The organism is Gardnerella vaginalis (assembly GCF_001546455.1).
Taxonomy (GTDB): Bacteria; Actinomycetota; Actinomycetes; order Actinomycetales; family Bifidobacteriaceae; genus Bifidobacterium; species Bifidobacterium vaginale_B.
Window position 1 is genome coordinate 88,946 of the sequence record NZ_KQ956825.1, and the last position, 19,741, is coordinate 108,686.

The 19,741-nt window shown below is 42.8% G+C and carries 13 protein-coding genes; 11 read left to right on the forward strand and 2 right to left on the reverse strand.

Features of this window, described 5'->3' with window-relative positions:
• Positions 1–8 precede the first annotated feature (8 nt).
• From dnaE to HMPREF3216_RS05675, 5 genes are all read left to right on the forward strand, one after another.
• A complete protein-coding gene (gene dnaE, locus HMPREF3216_RS05655) occupies positions 9–3,560 on the forward strand; it encodes a DNA polymerase III subunit alpha (protein ID WP_060787321.1) in 3,552 nt (1,183 codons plus the stop codon).
• Between the two features lie 86 nt (positions 3,561–3,646).
• Positions 3,647–4,339: a hypothetical protein gene (locus HMPREF3216_RS05660; protein WP_060787379.1), complete on the forward strand. Its 693-nt coding sequence runs from the start codon at positions 3,647–3,649 to the stop codon at positions 4,337–4,339.
• Between the two features lie 156 nt (positions 4,340–4,495).
• A complete protein-coding gene (glnA, locus tag HMPREF3216_RS05665; RefSeq protein ID WP_060787322.1) occupies positions 4,496–5,833 on the forward strand; it encodes a type I glutamate--ammonia ligase in 1,338 nt (445 codons plus the stop codon).
• Between the two features lie 406 nt (positions 5,834–6,239).
• Positions 6,240–7,196, forward strand: a complete 957-nt coding sequence (locus HMPREF3216_RS05670; RefSeq protein WP_032813541.1) for a nucleoside hydrolase — start codon at positions 6,240–6,242, stop codon at positions 7,194–7,196.
• 128 nt (positions 7,197–7,324) lie between these two features.
• A complete protein-coding gene (locus HMPREF3216_RS05675) occupies positions 7,325–8,725 on the forward strand; it encodes an MFS transporter (protein ID WP_060787323.1) in 1,401 nt (466 codons plus the stop codon).
• Positions 8,726–8,822: 97 nt separating this feature from the next.
• Here HMPREF3216_RS05675 and hrpA read toward each other — a convergent pair whose 3' ends face one another.
• A complete protein-coding gene (hrpA, locus tag HMPREF3216_RS05680; RefSeq protein WP_060787324.1) occupies positions 8,823–12,881 on the reverse strand; it encodes an ATP-dependent RNA helicase HrpA in 4,059 nt (1,352 codons plus the stop codon).
• Positions 12,882–12,929: 48 nt separating this feature from the next.
• Positions 12,930–13,631, reverse strand: a complete 702-nt coding sequence (locus HMPREF3216_RS05685; RefSeq protein ID WP_060787325.1) for a class I SAM-dependent methyltransferase — start codon at positions 13,629–13,631, stop codon at positions 12,930–12,932.
• A 120-nt stretch (positions 13,632–13,751) separates the two neighbouring features.
• Here HMPREF3216_RS05685 and hflX point away from each other — a divergent pair, with 120 nt between their 5' ends.
• The 6 genes from hflX to HMPREF3216_RS06560 all read left to right on the forward strand — a co-directional run bounded on the left by hflX (position 13,752) and on the right by HMPREF3216_RS06560 (position 19,720).
• Positions 13,752–15,266: a GTPase HflX gene (hflX, locus tag HMPREF3216_RS05690; protein ID WP_060787326.1), complete on the forward strand. Its 1,515-nt coding sequence runs from the start codon at positions 13,752–13,754 to the stop codon at positions 15,264–15,266.
• A gap of 131 nt (positions 15,267–15,397) precedes the next feature.
• Entirely contained in the window at positions 15,398–16,360 is a 963-nt protein-coding gene (locus tag HMPREF3216_RS05695; protein ID WP_060787327.1) for an L-lactate dehydrogenase, read from the forward strand.
• A 159-nt stretch (positions 16,361–16,519) separates the two neighbouring features.
• On the forward strand, positions 16,520–17,866 hold the full coding sequence (locus HMPREF3216_RS05700) for a SufS family cysteine desulfurase (protein WP_081091015.1): 1,347 nt from the start codon (positions 16,520–16,522) through the stop codon (positions 17,864–17,866).
• 27 nt (positions 17,867–17,893) lie between these two features.
• On the forward strand, positions 17,894–18,541 hold the full coding sequence (sufU, locus tag HMPREF3216_RS05705; RefSeq protein ID WP_060787328.1) for a Fe-S cluster assembly sulfur transfer protein SufU: 648 nt from the start codon (positions 17,894–17,896) through the stop codon (positions 18,539–18,541).
• A gap of 53 nt (positions 18,542–18,594) precedes the next feature.
• A complete protein-coding gene (locus HMPREF3216_RS05710; RefSeq protein WP_060787329.1) occupies positions 18,595–19,026 on the forward strand; it encodes a metal-sulfur cluster assembly factor in 432 nt (143 codons plus the stop codon).
• A gap of 13 nt (positions 19,027–19,039) precedes the next feature.
• Positions 19,040–19,720: an HAD family hydrolase gene (locus HMPREF3216_RS06560; protein ID WP_060787330.1), complete on the forward strand. Its 681-nt coding sequence runs from the start codon at positions 19,040–19,042 to the stop codon at positions 19,718–19,720.
• The last annotated feature ends 21 nt before the right edge of the window (positions 19,721–19,741 follow it).

Genomic DNA, 19,741 nt, shown 5'->3' on the forward strand with positions numbered 1-19,741 from the left:
TAGCAACCATGACTAGGCCAGAAACAAACTTTGTACATTTGCACAATCACACGCATTATTCGCTTTTGGATGGTGCTTCAAAGATTCCAGACCTAGTTTCGCGCGCAAAAGAATTAGGCATGCCAGCTGTGGCAATTACGGATCATGGAAACATGCATGGCGCGTACGAGATGTGGAGTACGGCTGTAAAAGCTGGAATTAAGCCAATTATTGGAATTGAAGCATACGTTACTCCAGAAACAGCTAGACAAGATAAAAGCAAGGTTCATTGGGGAACCGAAGCACAAAGAAGCGATGATGTTTCTGGCGGTGGCTTAATTACGCATATGACAATGTGGGCCGAAAACGATGAAGGCCTAACAAATCTGCTTAAAGCGTCATCGGTTGCAAACTTAGAAGGTCGCGTAATGCGATACCCTCGAATGGATAAAGACGTACTTTCAACGTATTCTAAAGGGGTTATAGCGTCTTCTGGATGCCCGTCTGGTATTATTCAAACCCGTTTAAGATTGGGTCAGTTTAAAGAGGCTTTACGCGCTGCTGGAGAATTCCAAGATATTTTTGGGAAAGATAACTTCTTTATAGAGCTTATGAATCACGGGCTTTCGATTGAAACGCGCGTAACAAAAGACTTGCTTGAGATTGCAAAAAAGATTAATGCGCCTCTTCTTGCTACAAACGACTTGCATTACGTACACGAAGAAGATCGCGAAGCTCAAGACGCAATGCTTTGCATTAATTCTGGATCTCGTTTAGACGACCCAGATAGGTTTAAGTTTGACGGTTCTGGCTACTATTTAAAGTCTGCCGAGCAAATGCGCGAGCTTTTTAAGGAATTTCCCGAAGCTTGCGATAATACGCTTGAGATTGCGCGCCGTTGCAATGTTATGTTTGATGACGGCGAAGATGGCGCTTTTATGCCGCAATTTGACTGCCCTAAGGGGTGGGATGAGACTTCGCTGTTTCTTAAAAAGGTAGAAGAAGGCTTAGAGCGTAGGTATAACAACAACGTTCCTATGGATGTTCTAAAGCAAGCAGACTACGAGTGTGGCGTTATATGCCAAATGCAGTTTTGTGGTTACTTTTTAGTTGTTGCAGACTACATAAATTGGGCAAAAGAGCACGGCGTTATGGTGGGTCCTGGCCGAGGAAGCGCTGCAGGAGCAATGGTGGCGTATGCAATGGGAATTACCGAGCTTGACCCAATGAAGCATGGCCTGATTTTTGAACGATTCTTAAACCCAGAGCGTGTGTCTTTACCAGATATTGACGTTGACTTTGACCCAGAAGGTAGAGCCAAAGTTTTGGAATACGTTGGCGAAAAATATGGAAAAGACAAAGTAGCACAATGCGTGATTTATGGCACGATTAAAACAAAGCAAGCGCTTAAAGATGCCGCTAGAATAATGGGCTACGAGTTTGCTGTTGGAGAAAAAATAACAAAGATTTTGCCGCCTCCAAAAAACGGCAAAGATATGAGTTTCCACGATATTTTTGACGAAAAGTCAAAGAGATATGCGGAGGCTCGCGAGTTTCGCGAGATGTACGATAGTGACCCAGATACAAAGCGGATTACCGAAGAAGCAAAGGGTATTGAAGGCCTGATTCGCCAAACGGGTGTGCATGCTTGTGCAACAATCATGGGTTCGGAGCCTATTACAGATACTTCGCCGCTTTTGGAGCGCACCGATGGCACGATTACCACAACATTTGAGTATCACACCTGTGAAACGCTTGGCCTTGTTAAGATGGACTTTTTGGGTCTTTCTAACTTAACGGTTATTAGAGATACGCTTAAAAACGTTGAAAACAATGGAAAAGAGCCTATTGATTACACTAAAATTCCGCTTGACGATAAAGAAACATATCAGCTTCTTGCAAGAGGAGACACTTTAGGCGTTTTTCAGCTTGATTCCGACGGCATGCGTGCTCTTCTGCGTACTTTAAAGCCAGATAATTTTAACGATATTTCGGCTTTGATTGCGCTTTACAGACCAGGCCCTATGGATATGGATTCGCACACCAACTACGCTAAGCGTAAGAACGGTTTGCAAGAGATTACGCCTATTCATCCAGAGGTTGCGGAGCCGCTAAAAGATGTTCTTGGCGAAACATATGGTTTGATCGTGTACCAAGAGCAGGTGCAGTCTGCTGCGCGTATTCTAGCTGGATACAGCCTTGGTAAAGCAGATGTTCTGCGTCGAGCTATGGGCAAAAAGAAGCCAGAAGTGTTGGCTAAAGAGAAAATCCCGTTCTTTAAAGGCATGGAAGAACATGGTTATTCTAAAGATGCAGCTCAAGCAGTTTGGGATGTTTTAGTTCCATTTTCTGGATACGCGTTTAACAAGGCACACTCTGCTGCATACGGCTTAATTTCTTATTGGACCGCCTACTTAAAAACGCATTATCCTGTAGAGTTTATGGCTGCTTTGCTTCAAAATGAGCGTACAAATAAAGATAAGACAGCGCTCTATTTGGGTGAGGCAAGGCGCATGGGTATTCGCGTTTTGCAACCAGATATTAACGAGTCTGTTCTTGAATATTCTGCAGTTGGAGACGTTGTACGCTTTGGTCTTGGAGCTGTACGAAATGTTGGAGATAAGGCGGTTAACGATATTATTGCCGAGCGCAATAGCGAGCGTGGAAAGTTTATTGACTTTAAAGATTTTGTAAATCGCGTATCGTTTGAATCGTTAAATCGCAGACTTGTTGAATCGCTTATTAAATCTGGAGCTTTTGACTCAATTAGCCCTTGTAGGCGAGCCATTTTCGAAGTTTGCGGCCCGTTAATCGACTCTGTTTCTTCTATTAAACGGAAGCAGGCTGGCGGTCAGTTTGATCTTTTTGCCGATTTAGACGATTCAAATAATGACCTTGGAGATGCTCAAATCAACATTCCAGATGTTGAAGAGTGGGATAAAAAAACGAAGCTAAACTTTGAGCGAGAAATGCTTGGACTTTATGTTTCGGATCACCCGCTTAGTGGACTTTCTGCCGTTTTGGCTGGTCTTAGGGAAATGTCTATTGCGCAGCTTTTAAATCGCGCTAAGCAGATTGGCGAAAATCAGCCAGTAACTCTTGCAGGACTTGTTACTAGCGTTGATAGACGAGTTTCTAAAAAGGGCAATGCTTGGGCAATAGTAACCATTGAAGACATGGAAAGTTCCATACAATGCATGTTCTTTGGCAAGGTTTATGAGTCTTCTGCTGCAGATCTTGCTATCGATCAAGTTGTGCGAATTAGAGGTTTGGTAGAAGTTAGGGATGAAACTGTTTCTTTAAGAGCCACTGAGTTTGAAGTTCCAAACCTAGAAGCTCAAGATGCTCAGCCCGTTACTATTGTTTTGCCAGTTCAAGCGCTAGAAAAGTCGCGTATTAAGGAGCTTGAAAACATTGTTACAAGGCATCCTGGATGTTGCGAGGTAAATCTTGCATTGATTGATTCTAAGGGTTGTGCAAAAGTCTTATCTTTTGGAGATAGATTTAGAGTTAAGCGAGATACATCGCTTTTTGCAGAGCTAAAAATATTGTTTGGACCAGCTTGCTTGCCGAGCGCGTAAATTATTCTTAGAGTAATCTAAAGTGATTTTTAAGCGTTTTAAGAAGTAGTTTAAGCAGCGGCTTTTTGCGTTAGAAAGTGAAAGATATGTGTAAAGATAACAATGATTTGAATAAAAATATCAACGGCAATAGTAGCAACAACAAAAATGTTGACAATAATGGCGTTGATTCTAATGATTCTGCTCAGGTTCGCACGTCTTTTACCGATAAAGAGCTTGAAGACGCATTGCTTGGATTCGAAAAAGAGTTTAGCGAAGAGCAAAATCGCGATTCAATCGATGATGCTGTTAAAAAGATTGAGCAAGCAAGTTTTGAAGAAGATTTGGAAGGTTTGCTTGGAAAAAAGGCAAAGTGTGCGCTATTTTTAACGGTTGTAGAGCCAGGGGAGCTTCTTGCTGCTTTTTGTAAGATGGCTGGAATTAATGCTGATTGCTTTAGCGACGAAAATGGGGGAGTCGCAGTTTTACGTGATTTAGACGAAGATAATCCAGAAAAATCAGTTAAAAAATTTACCGATTATTTTCGAGGAATGCCAGCTGTGCTAATGGTAAATCGTGCTAATAAGATTGATGCAAAAGTTTATGAATATGAGCAAGACGTTCTAGACGTTGTTCCGCCTATGATTCTTGCAATGTCTGCTAGATGCGTTGAAGATCTTATGGTTTGCTATTCAAGCGTTAAAGATCTTAAAGAATCTGGGATTGAAGTTACAAGCACAGATGATTTAAGTGAAGATAAAGCTAAAGAGATTTTTTATAAATACGGCAAAAAAATGTGAGCAAGTTGTAATAAATTGCTAAATTAAAAATAAGTAAATTCATTGCGACATTGCTAAATAAAAGCAAAAAATAATGGATAATATAAATAATATAATCATTGCATTTTGCTTAAAATGCTAAAAGTATAATCCTTAAGTATTGATTGGACTGTAGATATGGATAGACAGCAAGAGTTCGCTTTGCGTACGGTTGAAGAGCGTGATGTTCGTTTTATTCGACTATGGTTCACGGATGTTCTTGGAACTCTTAAATCGGTTGCAATTGCTCCAGCAGAGTTGGAGGCGGCTTTCGAAGAGGGAATTGGCTTTGATGGCTCTGCAATTGAAGGCATGACTCGAGTTTTAGAAGACGATATGATTGTTAAGCCAGACCCTTCTACATTCCAGATTTTGCCATGGCATGGAGGCCCAGAAGGCACGGCACGCATGTTTTGTGACGTTTTAACTCCAGACGGAGAGCCGTCTCTTGGAGACCCTCGTCACGTTCTTAAAACTGCGCTTGCAAAAGCTAAAGATAAGGGCTTTACTTTTTACGTTCATCCAGAAATTGAGTTTTATCTTTTTGAAGCACAAGATGATTGGTCTAAGGCTCCAGTGCCTATTGACGAAGGTGGCTATTTTGACCACGTTCCTAGAAGCTCGGCAATGGACTTTCGTCGCAGCGCTGTGAGCATGCTTGAGCAAATGGGAATTTCCGTAGAATATTCTCACCACGAAGGCGGCCCAGGTCAAAACGAGATTGATTTGCGCTATGCGGATGCTCTTACTACCGCAGATAACATTATGACTTTCCGCACTGTAGTTAAGGAAATTTCGCTTGAGCGCGGAATGTATGCAAGCTTTATGCCTAAGCCGCTAACTGACCAGCCTGGTTCTGGTATGCACACTCATTTGAGTCTTTTTGAAGGCGATTCCAACGCTTTCTACGAGTCTGGGCAAGAGTTTAATATGTCGCTTATTGCTCGCCAATTTGCTGCAGGTATTTTGCATCATGCGGCTGAAATTTGTGCAGTAACAGATCAGTATGTTAATTCTTATAAGCGATTGTGGGGAGGCGCGGAGGCTCCTAGCTATGTTTGCTGGGGTCATAGCAACCGTTCTGCACTTTTGCGCGTTCCGCAATACAAGCCAGGCAAGGGTAATTCTTGCCGTATGGAGTTCCGTGCGTTGGACCCAGTTGCTAATCCTTATCTTGCTTACTCTGTGCTTTTGGCTGCTGGTTTAGATGGCATTGAAAAGCAGATGACTTTGTGCGATCCTACAAGCGATGATGTTTGGGAGCTTACGGATGCTGAGCGCCAGGCTATGGGTATTCAGCCTCTTCCAGAATCTTTGGACGAAGCTTTGAAGATTATGGAAAAGTCTGATTTTGTGGCTAGCGTTCTAGGCGAGCATGCCTTTGAGTATTTCTTGCGCAACAAGCATCAGGAGTGGGAGGAATACCGCAGGCAGGTTACACCTTACGAGCTAGAAAAGTATTTGCCTCGGCTTTAGTTTCGCATCTTTTGCAAAATGCGCGATATGCTGTTTGTGGCGTGTCGCGCATTTTATTTTATGTATTTCTTTGATTATTTTTTAACATTTTTTGCAAGATTTTTTCGATTTGTTATATTTGAATGTTTATGTTTGAATATAACTTTTTAAACATAATCTAAATGTTTGTTTATTTAACTTAACATTTGTTGATTATTAGAACATTTTGCAACAAAAATCGCAAATTATTGCAAAATAAAACAACAATTATGTGTAGGAAATTAATCAATTGTAATGTTGATTTTCAAAATTATGAGAATAAAATTTTTGAATGGTTACATTTGAATAATATCAAAGATATTCGTGCAACTCATGATTTACAGCAGACGTAAATCATGCCTAACACACACAAAGGAAGGTAACTCAAGTGAAGAAGCTTATTCTTGATCTTGATACTGGTGTTGACGATACTCTTGCTATATCTTATGCTCTTGGAAGCCCCGAGATGGAGTTGATTGGCATAACTGGCACGTATGGCAATGTTTTAATGGAGCAAGGTGTTCGTAACGCGCTTGCAATCACAGACTTACTTGGGCATCCAGAAGTAAAAGTTTATAAGGGACTTTCGCACGCAAGCAAAAAAGATTCTTTTGAAGTTCTTCCAATTTCTGCATTTATTCACGGAGATAACGGAATTGGCGATGTTGAGATTCCAGATTCTGCGCGCAAAGCAGAAGATGAATCAGCTGTTGATTTTATTATCGATTCTGTAAAGAAATATGGCAAGGACTTGGTGTATGTTCCAACAGGACCAATGACAAATATTGCTGCTGCGTTGAAGAAAGCTCCAGAAATCAAGGACGAAATCGGAAAGATTGTTCTTATGGGCGGAGCGCTTACCATTCATGGAAACGTAAACGCTTGGACCGAAGCGAATATATCTCAAGACCCAGATGCTGCAGATGTACTATTCCGCTCTGGTGCTCCAGTAACAATGATTGGTTTGGATGTTACTTTACAGACTTTGCTTACCTACAAGGAGACAAAGCAATGGCGTGATCTTGGCACCAAGGCTGGCAAGTTCCTTGCAGATATGACCGATTTTTACATTAAGGCATATGAGACAACGGCTCCACATCTTGGTGGATGCGGTCTTCACGACCCTCTTGCTGTTGCTGTAGCTGTGGACCCAACGCTTGTTACAACGCTGCCAATCAATATGCAGGTAGATGTTGAAGGCCCAACTCGTGGACGCACTATTGGAGACGTTACGCGCTTGAATGACCCTGTTAAGACCATGCAAGTTGCTGTTGGCGTTGATGTTCCACGATTCTTGAACGAGTTTATGACTCGTATTTCTGGCTTGGCAAAAATCGCAGGCTGAGTGCAGATTTTTACGCGTTTTAACTCCGCTTTTTGTTGCTCTGCGCGTCGTAAATCGCAACATTTTCCGCAATATACGACGTGTCTTAGTCAATCTAAAAACTAAAAATATTAATTGATTGGATTATTATGACTGAAATTGAAAAGTCCACAGCGTTAGATCCATACGAGGATCCAAAAACGCGTGATAAAGTGGCAATTTATTCGCTTATTTTGCTTTTGATTACATTTATTCTTGGAACTCTATGCCTTCAGGGTTTTAATTTGGTATTTGACCAGATTGGTAAAGCTGTTGGCGCTCCAAATCAGGCTTCGCTTATTACAAGCTTGCCGATTATTGTTTTAGGTATTGTTTGCTTTATTTACGGCTCTTTAGGCGATTTTGTTTCGCTTCGTAGGCTTATAACAATCGGCCTTGTAACACTGTTTGTTGGATCCCTATTTGGCTTTATTGCAAACTTCTTCTTTACTCCAAACTTGTGGACTGTTATTATTGCGCGTATTTTGCAAACCGCTGGCGAGCAGGTTGCAGGTTCTTCATTCCTTGTTATTGCAACTAAGTATTTGCGCAACGATTTAAAGGTTATTTTCTTTGGACTCTTTACTGCAGCTTACCAGCTTTCTGCATCCATTGGCGTTTTTGCTGCTGGTGCTCTTAGCTCTATTGCTTGGCAGTATTTGTTCTTAATTCCTGCAATCACCATTTTGTTCTTGCCGGTTCTTGTTAAGTGCTTGCCTACAAAGAATGGTATTGGTGGAAAGATTGATAAGCTTGGCTTTACCGTGTTTGGCGTTGCCGTTGCATTGCTAACTTTGTTCTTCTCTTACAAGGCTTGGGGCTTGCTGCTTGGTTCCATTGTTCTGTTTATTGTGTTTGCTGTGTACATTGTAAAGGCAAAGAACCCGTTTGTAACGCCTGCGTTCTTTAAGAATAAGCGTTGGCTTTCGGGTATTATTTTGATCTTTATATTCTACTTTACTAACTACTGCATGCCTCCAATCTACAATGTTATTGGTGGAGCTTTGTATCATATGAGCACTGAGGCAGTTTCTTCCTACCTCGTGTGGGCATTTGTTGTTGCCGCTGTGTTTGGAACCTGCTCTGGCGCAATCATTGGCATTATTGGTAGAAAAGCGGGCATTATTACAGCTGCCATTCTTATGATTCTTGGATGGGTTGGAGCTGCTGTATTCATCAATTGCGGATTCCTTGTTCTAACCTTGTGTGCATGCATTTACTACGCTGGTTGCGGACTTATGTATTCGCCAATCGTTTCCACGGTTCTTAGCGCATTGCCTGTTGAAGAATCGGGTCGTGGCTGCGGTATGAACGATTTGGTTATGAACGTTACCGCATCAATTGGTATCTCTATTTTCAGCGGCTTCTTTGGAGGCAATCTGTTTAAGGGATTCTCGTTTGCAAACATTAGTGGATTAGCAGCTGGATATTCCAACTTGATTATGATGGGTGCAGTTGTTGCCATTATTGGACTAGTAGTTTACTTAGTTCGTAGCGTAATGGTTAAGTAATAACTGCTGTTTTGTTAATGGCCATTAACCAGTAGTCGTATTTTGCGGCTCGGTTAGTGGCCATTTTTGTTTTGTATTGTTTTGCGCGTTTTGGGCTCTAGCAAAGCTTTTTCATGCGCTGAATACTAATTGGGTATGCGGTTCCAAGCTCTTGTGCCCAAAGAGAAACATAAAATTCTTCGCACATCCACTTTAGTTTTTGCGCTTTTTCTTGAGCTTCGTCTCTATTTGGACCTGCAGGCAAGCTGCAAGCCGTTTTTTGAGCTTCTATTACAATTTGATGAGCCTCGCTTGCTTGCCAAGCCCATTGAACATCTCTGTTTTTATCTACTTTAGCTTTATTGAGTCGAATCAAATCCGCGTGTAAATAGCGGTCGATTGAACTAAGTGCATTAGAATCTGCATTCGCAATAAAACCAGTGAAAACAAGCGAAGATGCGTGTTCTCTAATTGATTGAAGAACGCTTAGCATAGGCAAATCGGCTCTGCCGCTAACGGCGGATTCAACTTGAGCATATCGTTTTAAAATAGCAATCACACTGTGTGCAATGCTATAAACTGTATCTTCGTAAACTTCGGCAACGTTTGCCACAGCTTCTTTAAGCTCAACGTCATTAGTTATCTTGCTAGTATCTGGTATAAGGCGCTTAACGGCAGCCATTTGCAAATCTTGAGCCAAATCTTTAGAAGACTTATAAGGTGCAGATGCAAGTATTAGAGCTTCGGATCCTAGCCATCTAGATGTAATTCGCTTATCGTCTAACTTAAGCATATTAAGAGCGCCCTGCCAAACCATTTGGCACCTAGAAATATTAGTTGCACCCGACTTGTGTAATAAATCTGCTCGTTCAACAACATTTCCAGCTGCTGCAGCTTTAACTGCTTTACGGTTAACAACACTTAGCGCACAGTCTTGTGCATCTTTAGCGAAGCGTTTTTGTAGGTTTTCTAGCGACTTATCTGTTCCTAAAACAGTAGGCTTGATTCTTTTGTGGTTTTGCTTATTGGCATTGTTTGGATTAGTTTTCTTTTGCTCAACACTAAAAGTTACTCGCAGATAAGGCGATAATCGCTGCAGCTGTTCTTCGCTTAAAACCTGCGGATGGATTTGTGCTCCAACAACGCTAATCGCAGCTTTAGTAAAGACTTCGCTAAAGTCTTGCCAGTTAAAGTCTTCTTGCGGATTTTCGCTTATTCCCGGAAGAAAATCGTAGTTTTCGTCAATCCACTCACGTATTTTTTGCGCGGTATCTGGAGCAGGAACAAATTGCACACGTAAAGTTTTAGGGAGCGACTTAATCATGCCAATAATAAGCTCGTCTAATAATCCTGGAACGTTCCACGTAAACTCTTGCGGCTTTAATCGCAAAAGCGTATGTAGCGGAACATGCACAGTTACGCCGTCTAAAGGATTATTTGGATCGTAAATGTAGCTTAAACGCAAATTAATTTTCTGGCCGTCTGTTCCAATCGTATGCCAAGTATCTGGGTAGTCTGCTAAATCAGTGTCATTTGTATATTGCAGGCGCTCAACAGAATCTGCGTTAAAATCAAGAAAATGCGGGTCTTTAAGCCGGTAATTTTTCCACCATTTAGCCAAATCTGCAATAGTGGTAGCTTCTTGAGGCAGTTTATTATCGTAGAAAGTAAATAAATCCTCGTCGTTTACGGTTTCACTTGCCTGCCTAGTGCGGTTTGTTTGATTGTCGGCATCGTCTAAAACGTTAATATTTGAGGAGATAAAATCGTTGTATGGAAAACGCTGTTGAACATTTCCTTCTACAAGACCTTGGCGAATCATAATAATACGAGATTCATAAGGGTTGATTTTAGACCACTGAACAGTGCGATTTTGCACAATTGGCAGGCCGTACAAAAGCACCTTCGATTGGGCGATTGCACAGCCTTTGCTTGCGCTCCAATGAGCATCTGAATAGTTTACGCGAGTAAGATTCTTGGCCAAAGGCTCTGCCCAAGCTGGGTCGATTTGCGCGCAATATCTAGCCCAAAGCCTAGAAGTTTCAACAAGCTGCGCGCACATAATCCAAGAAGGTGTAGATTTAGAAACAGCGGAAGCGGGGAAAATCGCAAATCGTGTGCTTCTAGCGCCTTGATAATCGTTTTTTGCCATTTTTTGAGCGCGTTTAATTGCGCGAATCTTGGCTGTTCCGCGAAGACCTGCAAAATCCGAAGCCTTAGGCTCGCGAATAACTTGCATGCCAATCATAGAAAGCAAGCCCGAAAGCATAGAAGAATGGATTCCCTGGTAATCCCACGTGCAGCAAAGACTGTGAGCCGCCTGCTGATTGTTTGGCAATTGGCGGATTTCTAGTGGCGCGCGTTTAACAGGCAGCGGTTCGCCAACGTTATAATCAAGCTCTTTGCATAAATCTTTAAGCTGATTAACTAAATCTTTCCACTGTTTTAGGCGTAAAAAGTGGAAAAATTCCGATTTGCAAAGTCGCCTTAGGGCGTTGTTGCTGATTTCGCCGTCTGCCTGGAATATGCAATCCCAAATATTTAAAGCGGTTAAAAAGTCGCTTAACTCGTCTGAGTATCGATTGTGGAGCCTATCTGCTTCTTCTCGGTTGTCTTCTGGGCGCTCGCGTGGGTCTTGTAAGCTCAAAAATGCAACAATAACAAGAATTGCAGCCAAAGTATTTGGTGTAGTATTGCGTGCGGCCTCAATAATCATGCGTCCAAGGCGAATGTCGATTGGAATACGGCTAAGCTCGCGTCCAATACGAGTTAGGCTTATAACTCCAGATTTTCGCGTAATTGCGCCAAGTTCACTAAGTTCGTTAAAACCGTCGCTAACAGCCTTAATGTCTGGAGGGTCAATAAAACCAAAGTTTGTTATGTCTTCGCCAGTTTTAGCAACTCCAACAGAAAGCATGTGTAAAATAACTGATCCCAGTGAAGTGCGAAGAATCTCTGGGTCGGTAAAGCGGGGGCGAGTCTCGTAATCTTCTCTAGAGTATAGGCGAATAGCAACGCCATCTGCGATTCGCCCACAACGACCAGAGCGCTGATCTGCGCTTGCTTGAGAAATAGGTTCTATAGGAAGGCGCTGAACTTTAGCAGACTTGGAATAGCGCGAAATTCTGGCAAAACCAGGGTCCACAACGTAGCGAATTCCAGGAACCGTAAGAGAAGTTTCTGCAACATTAGTGGCTATTACAATGCGCTGATGCGTGTGATGTTCAAAAACGCGATGCTGGTCTTTAGAAGAAAGACGTGCAAAAAGCGGAACAATCTCAATGGCGTCACTGCGACTCATGTTGCTTGCACGCGCGCCAAAATAGGAGCGCAATGCGGATTCAAACTCGCGAATATCGCGCTCGCCAGAAGCAAAAACCATAATATCTCGCGCGCCTTGAGTGTGGCTGGAATGAATCACAAGCTGAGCGCATGCGCGAGTTACAGCCGAAGCAATGTCTTCGTCGCAAATATCGCCGCTTTCCGAAAGATTTTGGCTTTGTGCCACGCTTTCATCATCCATAGAAATATCGGCAAAACCTGGAACGTGCTTCATAAGTGAAGGTGCGCTTCCAAGAGGCTCGTAAAGTATTCGCACGGGGTATGTTCGCCCAGAAACCTCTATAACAGGAACTTTAATATGCAAAGCTTGTTCAAAATGGTCTTTAAACTTTGCGGAGTCAATTGTTGCAGAAGTAATAATTAGCTTTAAGTCTTTGCGCTTTGGCAAAAGGGTTGTTAAATATCCAAGCAAAAAATCAATGTTTAGGCTGCGTTCGTGAGCTTCGTCAATAATAATCGTGTCGTATCTAGTAAGAAGTGGATCGCGCTGAATTTGTGCAAGTAGAATACCGTCTGTAACAATGCGAAGTTTTGTTTTAGATGAGCTTTCGTCGTTAAAACGCACCTGGTAGCCGATTTCTTCGCCAAGCTTAACGCCCATTTCGCTTGCGATTCTCTCGGCAACTGTGCGTGCAGCAAGTCGGCGAGGCTGAGTGTGAACAATCTGTTTTCCACGCCCTCCTCTTCCAAGCTCCAAAGCCATTTTTGGTATTTGAGTAGTTTTTCCAGAACCAGTTTGACCAGATACGATTACAACTTGCGACTCTTTAATAGCCTCAATAATCTGATTGTGGGCAGCGCTTATTGGCAGCTCACTAGGGTAGTCAAAGTTCATGGTTTAATCCTGCTAAATCCTGCTAAATCTTGCTAAATCCTTATAAATCTATTTTCTTAAGACTTCTATAATTCTGTATCCTTTAGAACTTGCGTATTTTTCCACACTAAAATCTTCTCCAAGATTTATAGAAAGCCAAGGGATTAGCGAGTCGGAACCAAGATTTTTTTGAACAACCAAATACGCAGCTCCTCCAACTTTTAAGCGAGGAAGCCAGGTGAGCAAAATATTGTGCAAAACATCTTTTCCAACGCGAATTGGCGGATTAGACCAAATAAGATCAATGTTTTTAGATGAATCTTCTTTTAACGCATCTTCTACAAGATAGGTGTGAATGTTGTTTAATCCAGCATTTTTAGCATTTAACTTAGTAAGTTCCAATGCGCGTTCGTTAACGTCTACAGAATAAATTTGTGCATTAGGGGATTCAAATCCTAGAGCCAAGCTAATTGCACCCCAGCCGCAGCCAATGTCGAAGAAACGCCCATTTTCTGGGGGTTGTGGCGCGTGTTTAAGCAAAACTGCGGTTCCTAAATCTAGTCTAGAAGCGCTAAACACGCCGTTAGACACCTGTACGTCAAAATTGCGCCCGCGCAAATCAACGTGCAAAGTTCGTCTTGAGTCTAAAGAATTTGGGTTAGCAGAAAAATACTGTTCTCCGCCAGTCTTAGCTTTTTTAGCGATTTTATTTGTTTTAGGAGCTTTGTTATTACTCGTATTTTGGGTTTTGTTGTAAGTGTTAATGGCCATTTTGTTGTTGATTTAAAAATTATGTCTTCTAGAATCACAATAATAAAACAAACGTTGTAAATCGTATATTAACAACGTATTTAGCGTGACGGTTAAAACAAAACAGCAAAGGGCGTAAATTTGGTAGACACTCTAGAAAACAGTGATTTAGCAAGTGGTTTTAATATGCCTGAGCATAAAGATGAGCATAACAACGTTCTTTCAGGACATTCCGAAGTACTACTAGACACTGCAAATGCTGATTTAAGTGCGCAAATCCACGACGAAGCTTGGCAAGAGCGCGAATCAAGAAATGCGCTAAAACGAGTTGCGGGTCTTGGCGAGCTGCAAGATGTAACAGAGGTTGAATACAGAAAGCTAAGGCTGGAACGCGTTGTTTTAGTAGGCGTATGGTCTAGCGCTCGCGGAACTTTAAGCCAGGCAGAAGAATCTCTTAGAGAATTGGCGGCGCTTGCAAAAACAGCTGGAGCTGTAGTGTGTGACGGCATGTTGCAGCAAAGATACAGACCAGATGCAGCAACGTATGTTGGTTCTGGAAAAGCGCGTGAACTTGCGGCGGTTGTGGCGCAAAATGATGCGGATACTATTGTTGTAGATGACGATCTTCCACCAAGCCAGAGAAGAGCTTTGGAAGACGCCACTAAAGTTAAAGTTGTAGACAGAACGGCTGTTATTCTAGACATTTTTGCTCAGCATGCAACAAGCAGGGAAGGAAAGGCGCAAGTCGAGCTTGCTCAGCTTCAATACATGCTTCCGCGACTTAGAGGTTGGGGTGCTGCTCTTTCTAGGCAGGCTGGAGGTCGCGCTGCTGGAGACGCTGGAATCGGCTCTAGAGGCCCAGGTGAGACAAAAATCGAGATGGATAGGCGCGCAATTAGGAATCGAATTTCAAAATTGCGTCACGACATTGCGCTAATGGCACCAACTCGCGAAACAAAACGTGGATCTAGGCGTCGTCAAGATATTCCAACCGTTGCAGTAGTGGGGTATACAAACGCTGGGAAATCTTCGATTATAAATAGACTTACTGGCTCTAAAGAGCTTGTAGAAAACGCGCTTTTTGCCACTTTGGATACTGCTGTTCGAAAGTCTTTAACTAAAGATGGGCGCACGTACACGCTTGTAGACACGGTCGGTTTTGTGCGAAGGCTGCCAACTCAGCTTGTAGAAGCGTTTAAGTCAACTTTGGAAGAGGTTGGACAGGCAGACGTTATTTTGCACGTTGTTGACGGTTCTCACCCAGACCCAGTATCTCAGATTGAAGCAGTAAACGAGGTTTTGGCTCAGATTGATGGTGTAGAAGACATTGCGCAGATTATTGCGTTTAATAAGTCGGACGTTATGCAAGAGCCAATGCGTTTGCGTTTGCAATCTTTGTACCCCGATTCTTTAATTGTGTCTGCCGCAAGTGGCGAAAATATTGAGCGACTAAAAACGCGTATGGAAAATTTGTTACCTTCCCCACATGTTCACGTTAAAGTCACTCTTCCTTACAGCGATTATTCGGGATCTCTGCTATCTAAAGTTAGGGAAAATGGCATTGTAAAATCGGCGGAATACAAGGATTCTGGAGTGTATTTAGATGCTCTTGTTAACGATTCTTTAGCGGCAAAACTTATGCAAATTGCGGTTTAAGCAAAATTCCGTAGGTGTGATTAAAGTAAAAGCTGTTCATGCATATATCTCTATTGTGAGAGCAGCCCTTATATTTTGAGTTATTTATTTAGCTAGAGGGTTGACTCTGTTTTTGGAAAAGGGGTTTTCTAATGGTGAATTCTCAGGTTAAGCCAACAAAGCTTGCGATTATTGGTGCTGGTGCAGTAGGTTCTACGCTTGCGTTTGCTGCTGCTCAGCGCGGTGTTGCTCGTGAAATTGTGCTTGAGGATATCGCTAAGGAACGTGTTGAGGCAGAAGTTCTAGACATGCAGCACGGTTCCAGCTTCTATCCAGCTGTTTCTATTGCTGGTTCCGACGACGTTGAAATCTGCCGCGATGCGGATATGGTTGTTATTACTGCTGGCGCTCGTCAAAAGCCTGGCCAGACTCGTTTGGAGCTTGCAGGCGCAACTATCAACATTATGAAGTCGATTATTCCTAACGTTGTTAAGGTTGCTCCAAATGCAATTTACATGCTGATTACAAATCCTGTTGACGTTGTTACGCATGTTTCTATGAAGCTTTCTGGTCTTCCTGCTAATCAGATGTTTGGATCGGGTACAAACCTTGATTCTGCACGTTTGCGCTTCCTTATTGCTCAGCACACGGGTGTAAATGTTAAGAACGTTCACGCCTATATTGCTGGCGAACATGGCGATTCCGAAGTTCCACTTTGGGCTTCTGCAACTATTGGTGGCGTTCCAATGTGCGAATGGAATGCTCTTCCAGGCCACGAGCCATTGGACGAAGCTAAGCGCGAAGAAATCCATCAAGAAGTTAAGAACGCAGCTTACAAGATTATTAACGGTAAAGGCGCTACAAACTACGCTATTGCAATGTCTGGTGTAGATATTGTTGAGGCTGTTCTTCGCGACACCAACCGCATTTTGCCAGTGTCTTCTTTGCTTGACGACTTCCATGGAATCTCGGACGTTTGCATGTCGGTTCCAACTTTGTTGAACCGCAACGGTGTTAACTCTCGTCTAAACACTCCAGTTTCGGATCGTGAGCTTGCTGCTTTGAAGCGTTCTGCAGAGACTCTTCGTCAGGCTGCAGCGCAATTTGGATTCTAATATTAGCTTTATGCTTTATGTTTTATGCTTTTAGGCTTTTATGCTTGGCTGTTCGTAAAGCGCTAATTATTAAGATTTAAGTCTTGAAAGTCGCTCCTTCAATCTTTGTTTTGGGGGAGCGGCTTTTAAGTTATAAATTTGCTTAAAAGGGGATTTTGAATGTTTAATCATAAAAATCTTAAAACAGATAATGTGTTAATGTGCGATTTTGAAGATTTGCGCTATCAGTTTCCCATTTTAAGCCGCAAAGTACATTCAAAACCCTTGATTTACTTGGATTCTGCAGCAACTTCCCAAAAGCCGCAAGTTGTGATTAACGCCGAAAGCGAGTTTTATAAAACGATTAATGCTGGCGTGCATAGAGGAGCGCACGAGTTGGCAGCGCTTAGCACAGTTGCTTTTGAAGAAGCGCGTGCAAAAGTTGCAAAGTTGGTTGGCGCTTGTAGCAAAGAAGGCAGCGAAGAGATTGTTGTTACACCTGGGGCTACAGGAGCGCTGAATCTTCTCGCCACTTCTATTGGAAATGCAACGATTAACGCTAGGCTAAATCGCCCTGGTTTTACGGAAGATAACTTAACTTTGAGTCATAATTTTGTGATTAATAAGGGAGACAATATTGTTGTTTCTAGGGCAGATCATCATTCCGTTTTGTTGCCATTCCAAGAGCTTGCGATTCGCTCAGGCGCGGAGCTTCGCTGGATTGATGTAACTGAAGATGGCCGCGTGCGAACGGACGCGGATTATCTAAGCACTGTTATTGATGAGCGCACTAGAATCGTTGCTGTTACGCATATTAGCAACGTTACAGGCGCAATCACAGATGTTTCGCCAATTTGCAAGCGTGCGCACCAAGTTGGGGCAATTTTTGTTCTTGACGCTTGCCAGTCTGTTCCGCATATTCCAGTTGATTTTCACGCTCTAGACGTTGATTTTGCAGCGTTTAGTGCGCATAAAATGTACGGTCCTACGGGTGTTGGATTCTTGTATGGCCGCCGCAATCTTTTAGATGCACTTCCGCCAGCCAATTTTGGAGGATCTATGGTGGAGCTTGCATGGCTTAACAAGCCGGCACAATACATGGATGCGCCTTACCGTTTTGAGGCAGGAACTCAGCCAGTTGCACAAATGGTTGCGGCAGGAGTTGCTGCGGATTGGCTGCGCGAGTTAAATATGGAAAAAGTTGCAGAACACGAGAAGTGCATTGCAGCTAAATTACTGGAATTACAAGATATTCCAGGCGTTCGCATTCTTGGACCGCTTGATTTAAACAATCGCATTGGCACAGTTTCTTTTGAAGTTGAAGGCGTGCATCCGCACGACGTTGGCCAGTTTTTGGATGCGCAAGGAATCGCGATTCGCGTTGGGCATCATTGCGCTCAGCCGATTCATCGCCATTTTGGCGTGTATGCTTCCAATCGCGCATCTGTTGGTGTTTATAACACAATCGAAGAAGCTAGCGTGCTTGTGGAAGCCGTTTCCCGCGTTCGCGCATATTTTGGCGCATAGTCTAATATTTTAAAGCAAGGAGTGCGTATGTTCGATATGAGTTTTGATGATGGTAGTGGCTTAGAAAGCATGTATCAAGAAGTGATTCTGGATGCTGCTAGAAATCCGCATGGAAAAACGCATTTTTTGAGCACAGAGAGTCTTTTAAAAGCAGAAATGCAGGAAGAGAAAGTTGCGGATGTTGCGGAAAAGTCGCAAGCAGCTGAAGAGTTAAAAAACGATTCTAATATAACAATTACAAATCATCACGAAAATTGTGCTGTAGAAGCTAATAAAGGCTACGCATTTGGCGAATCTCATCAATTTAACCCAACTTGTGGAGATGAGGTTACAATGCATGTGGAACTCGCTAAAAACGCTGATAATTCAAGCAATGCGCTTGTTAAAAGTATTAAGTGGGATGGCCACGGTTGCTCAATATCTCAAGCGAGTCTTTCGATTATGGTTGATTTGGTTGAGGGAAAAACTGTTGCGGATGCCTTGCGATTGGCCGCTCTTTTCCACAAGCTTATGGAATCTAGGGGAGCGGGGTTAAAAAGCGAGCAAGACGAGGATGATTTGGAAGATGCAATGGTTTTTCAAGGCGTTTCTAAATATCCAATGCGAATCAAGTGCGCGTTGCTTGCATGGGAAGGCTTAAAAGACGGTATTGCAAAGGCTATTGAGGCTTTATAAAATCGTATGTGGCTTTATAAAATCGCAGTGTAACACCAAAAATAAGGAACAAGATGGCAGAAAATCAAGCAGAATCAACTCTTAGCGCAAACAATATTGGGCGCGTGAGCGAGGAAGATATTCAAGAGGCTTTGCACAATGTTTTAGACCCAGAGCTTGGTATTGATGTTGTTGATTTGGGCTTGGTTTACGGGATTGAAATTGACGAGCTTGGTCGCGCGATTCTTACAATGACGCTTACAACGCCTGCTTGCCCGCTTACGGATTTGATTGAAGACGAGTGTGCGAGTGCGCTGGTGGGGCTTGTAGACGAATTTAGAATTGATTGGACTTGGAAGCCGCGTTGGAGTGTTGAAAATATTACGGAAGATGGGCGCGCGCAGCTTGAGGCGCTTGGGTATAATTTGAACAATTTGCCTGCTAGCTTTGGCGCTGGTGTTTCTGGAATGTCATCCTACGCTGGCGGAATTTCTCCAACCGAATAATTTAGGATTTTTAATGATTTATGCAGAAGATTTTTCGCCTAATCGCAATGATTTTAAGAATAGTGATGATTGCAAGAATAGTGATGGCTGCTGCGATTTGTGTGCGCAAAAAATTGTTGAAAACAGCATAACGGATGTTGTTTTTGACTTGCATCTTCTTGTTGATTGGGATGCGCGGCGCACGTTGGAATCGGATTATCCAGATTATATTGGCGAAGTTCTGTTTAGCTACGAGCCAGAATGGGGTTTTGAGTTTCATGAGGCTTTGCGAGAGGCGGCATGGAGCAGCCAGCGCGCGCTGGAATCGTTTAGCGAGCATCACGGTCCTGCTGTAACTTGGCTTTATCGCCTGTATTTTAAGAATTTTTCACGCGGATTTTTAGGGGAGCGAGCGCGTTTTGCGTCTCTTGCTCGCGATTTGATTGCAAAAGGTGTGCGCGTTTGGGCGTTGGGAAATGCTTCGCAAGAGTGGATTGATTGTGCGCGCGCAACTTGCCCAATACTTGGCGAGATAAATGGCGTTAGTGCATCTTGCGAATCGCATTTGCGCAAGCCGAATATTATGATTTATCGAGATTTTTTGCACAAAAATGGTTTGCGTGTATCTTCCACCGTTTTTGTTGAATCGGATTTGCGTAGCTTAAAAACTGCGCAAAGAATTGACTGTGCATCTGCAAAATTATTCACACTGTAATAAAACTATTCACACTATAGT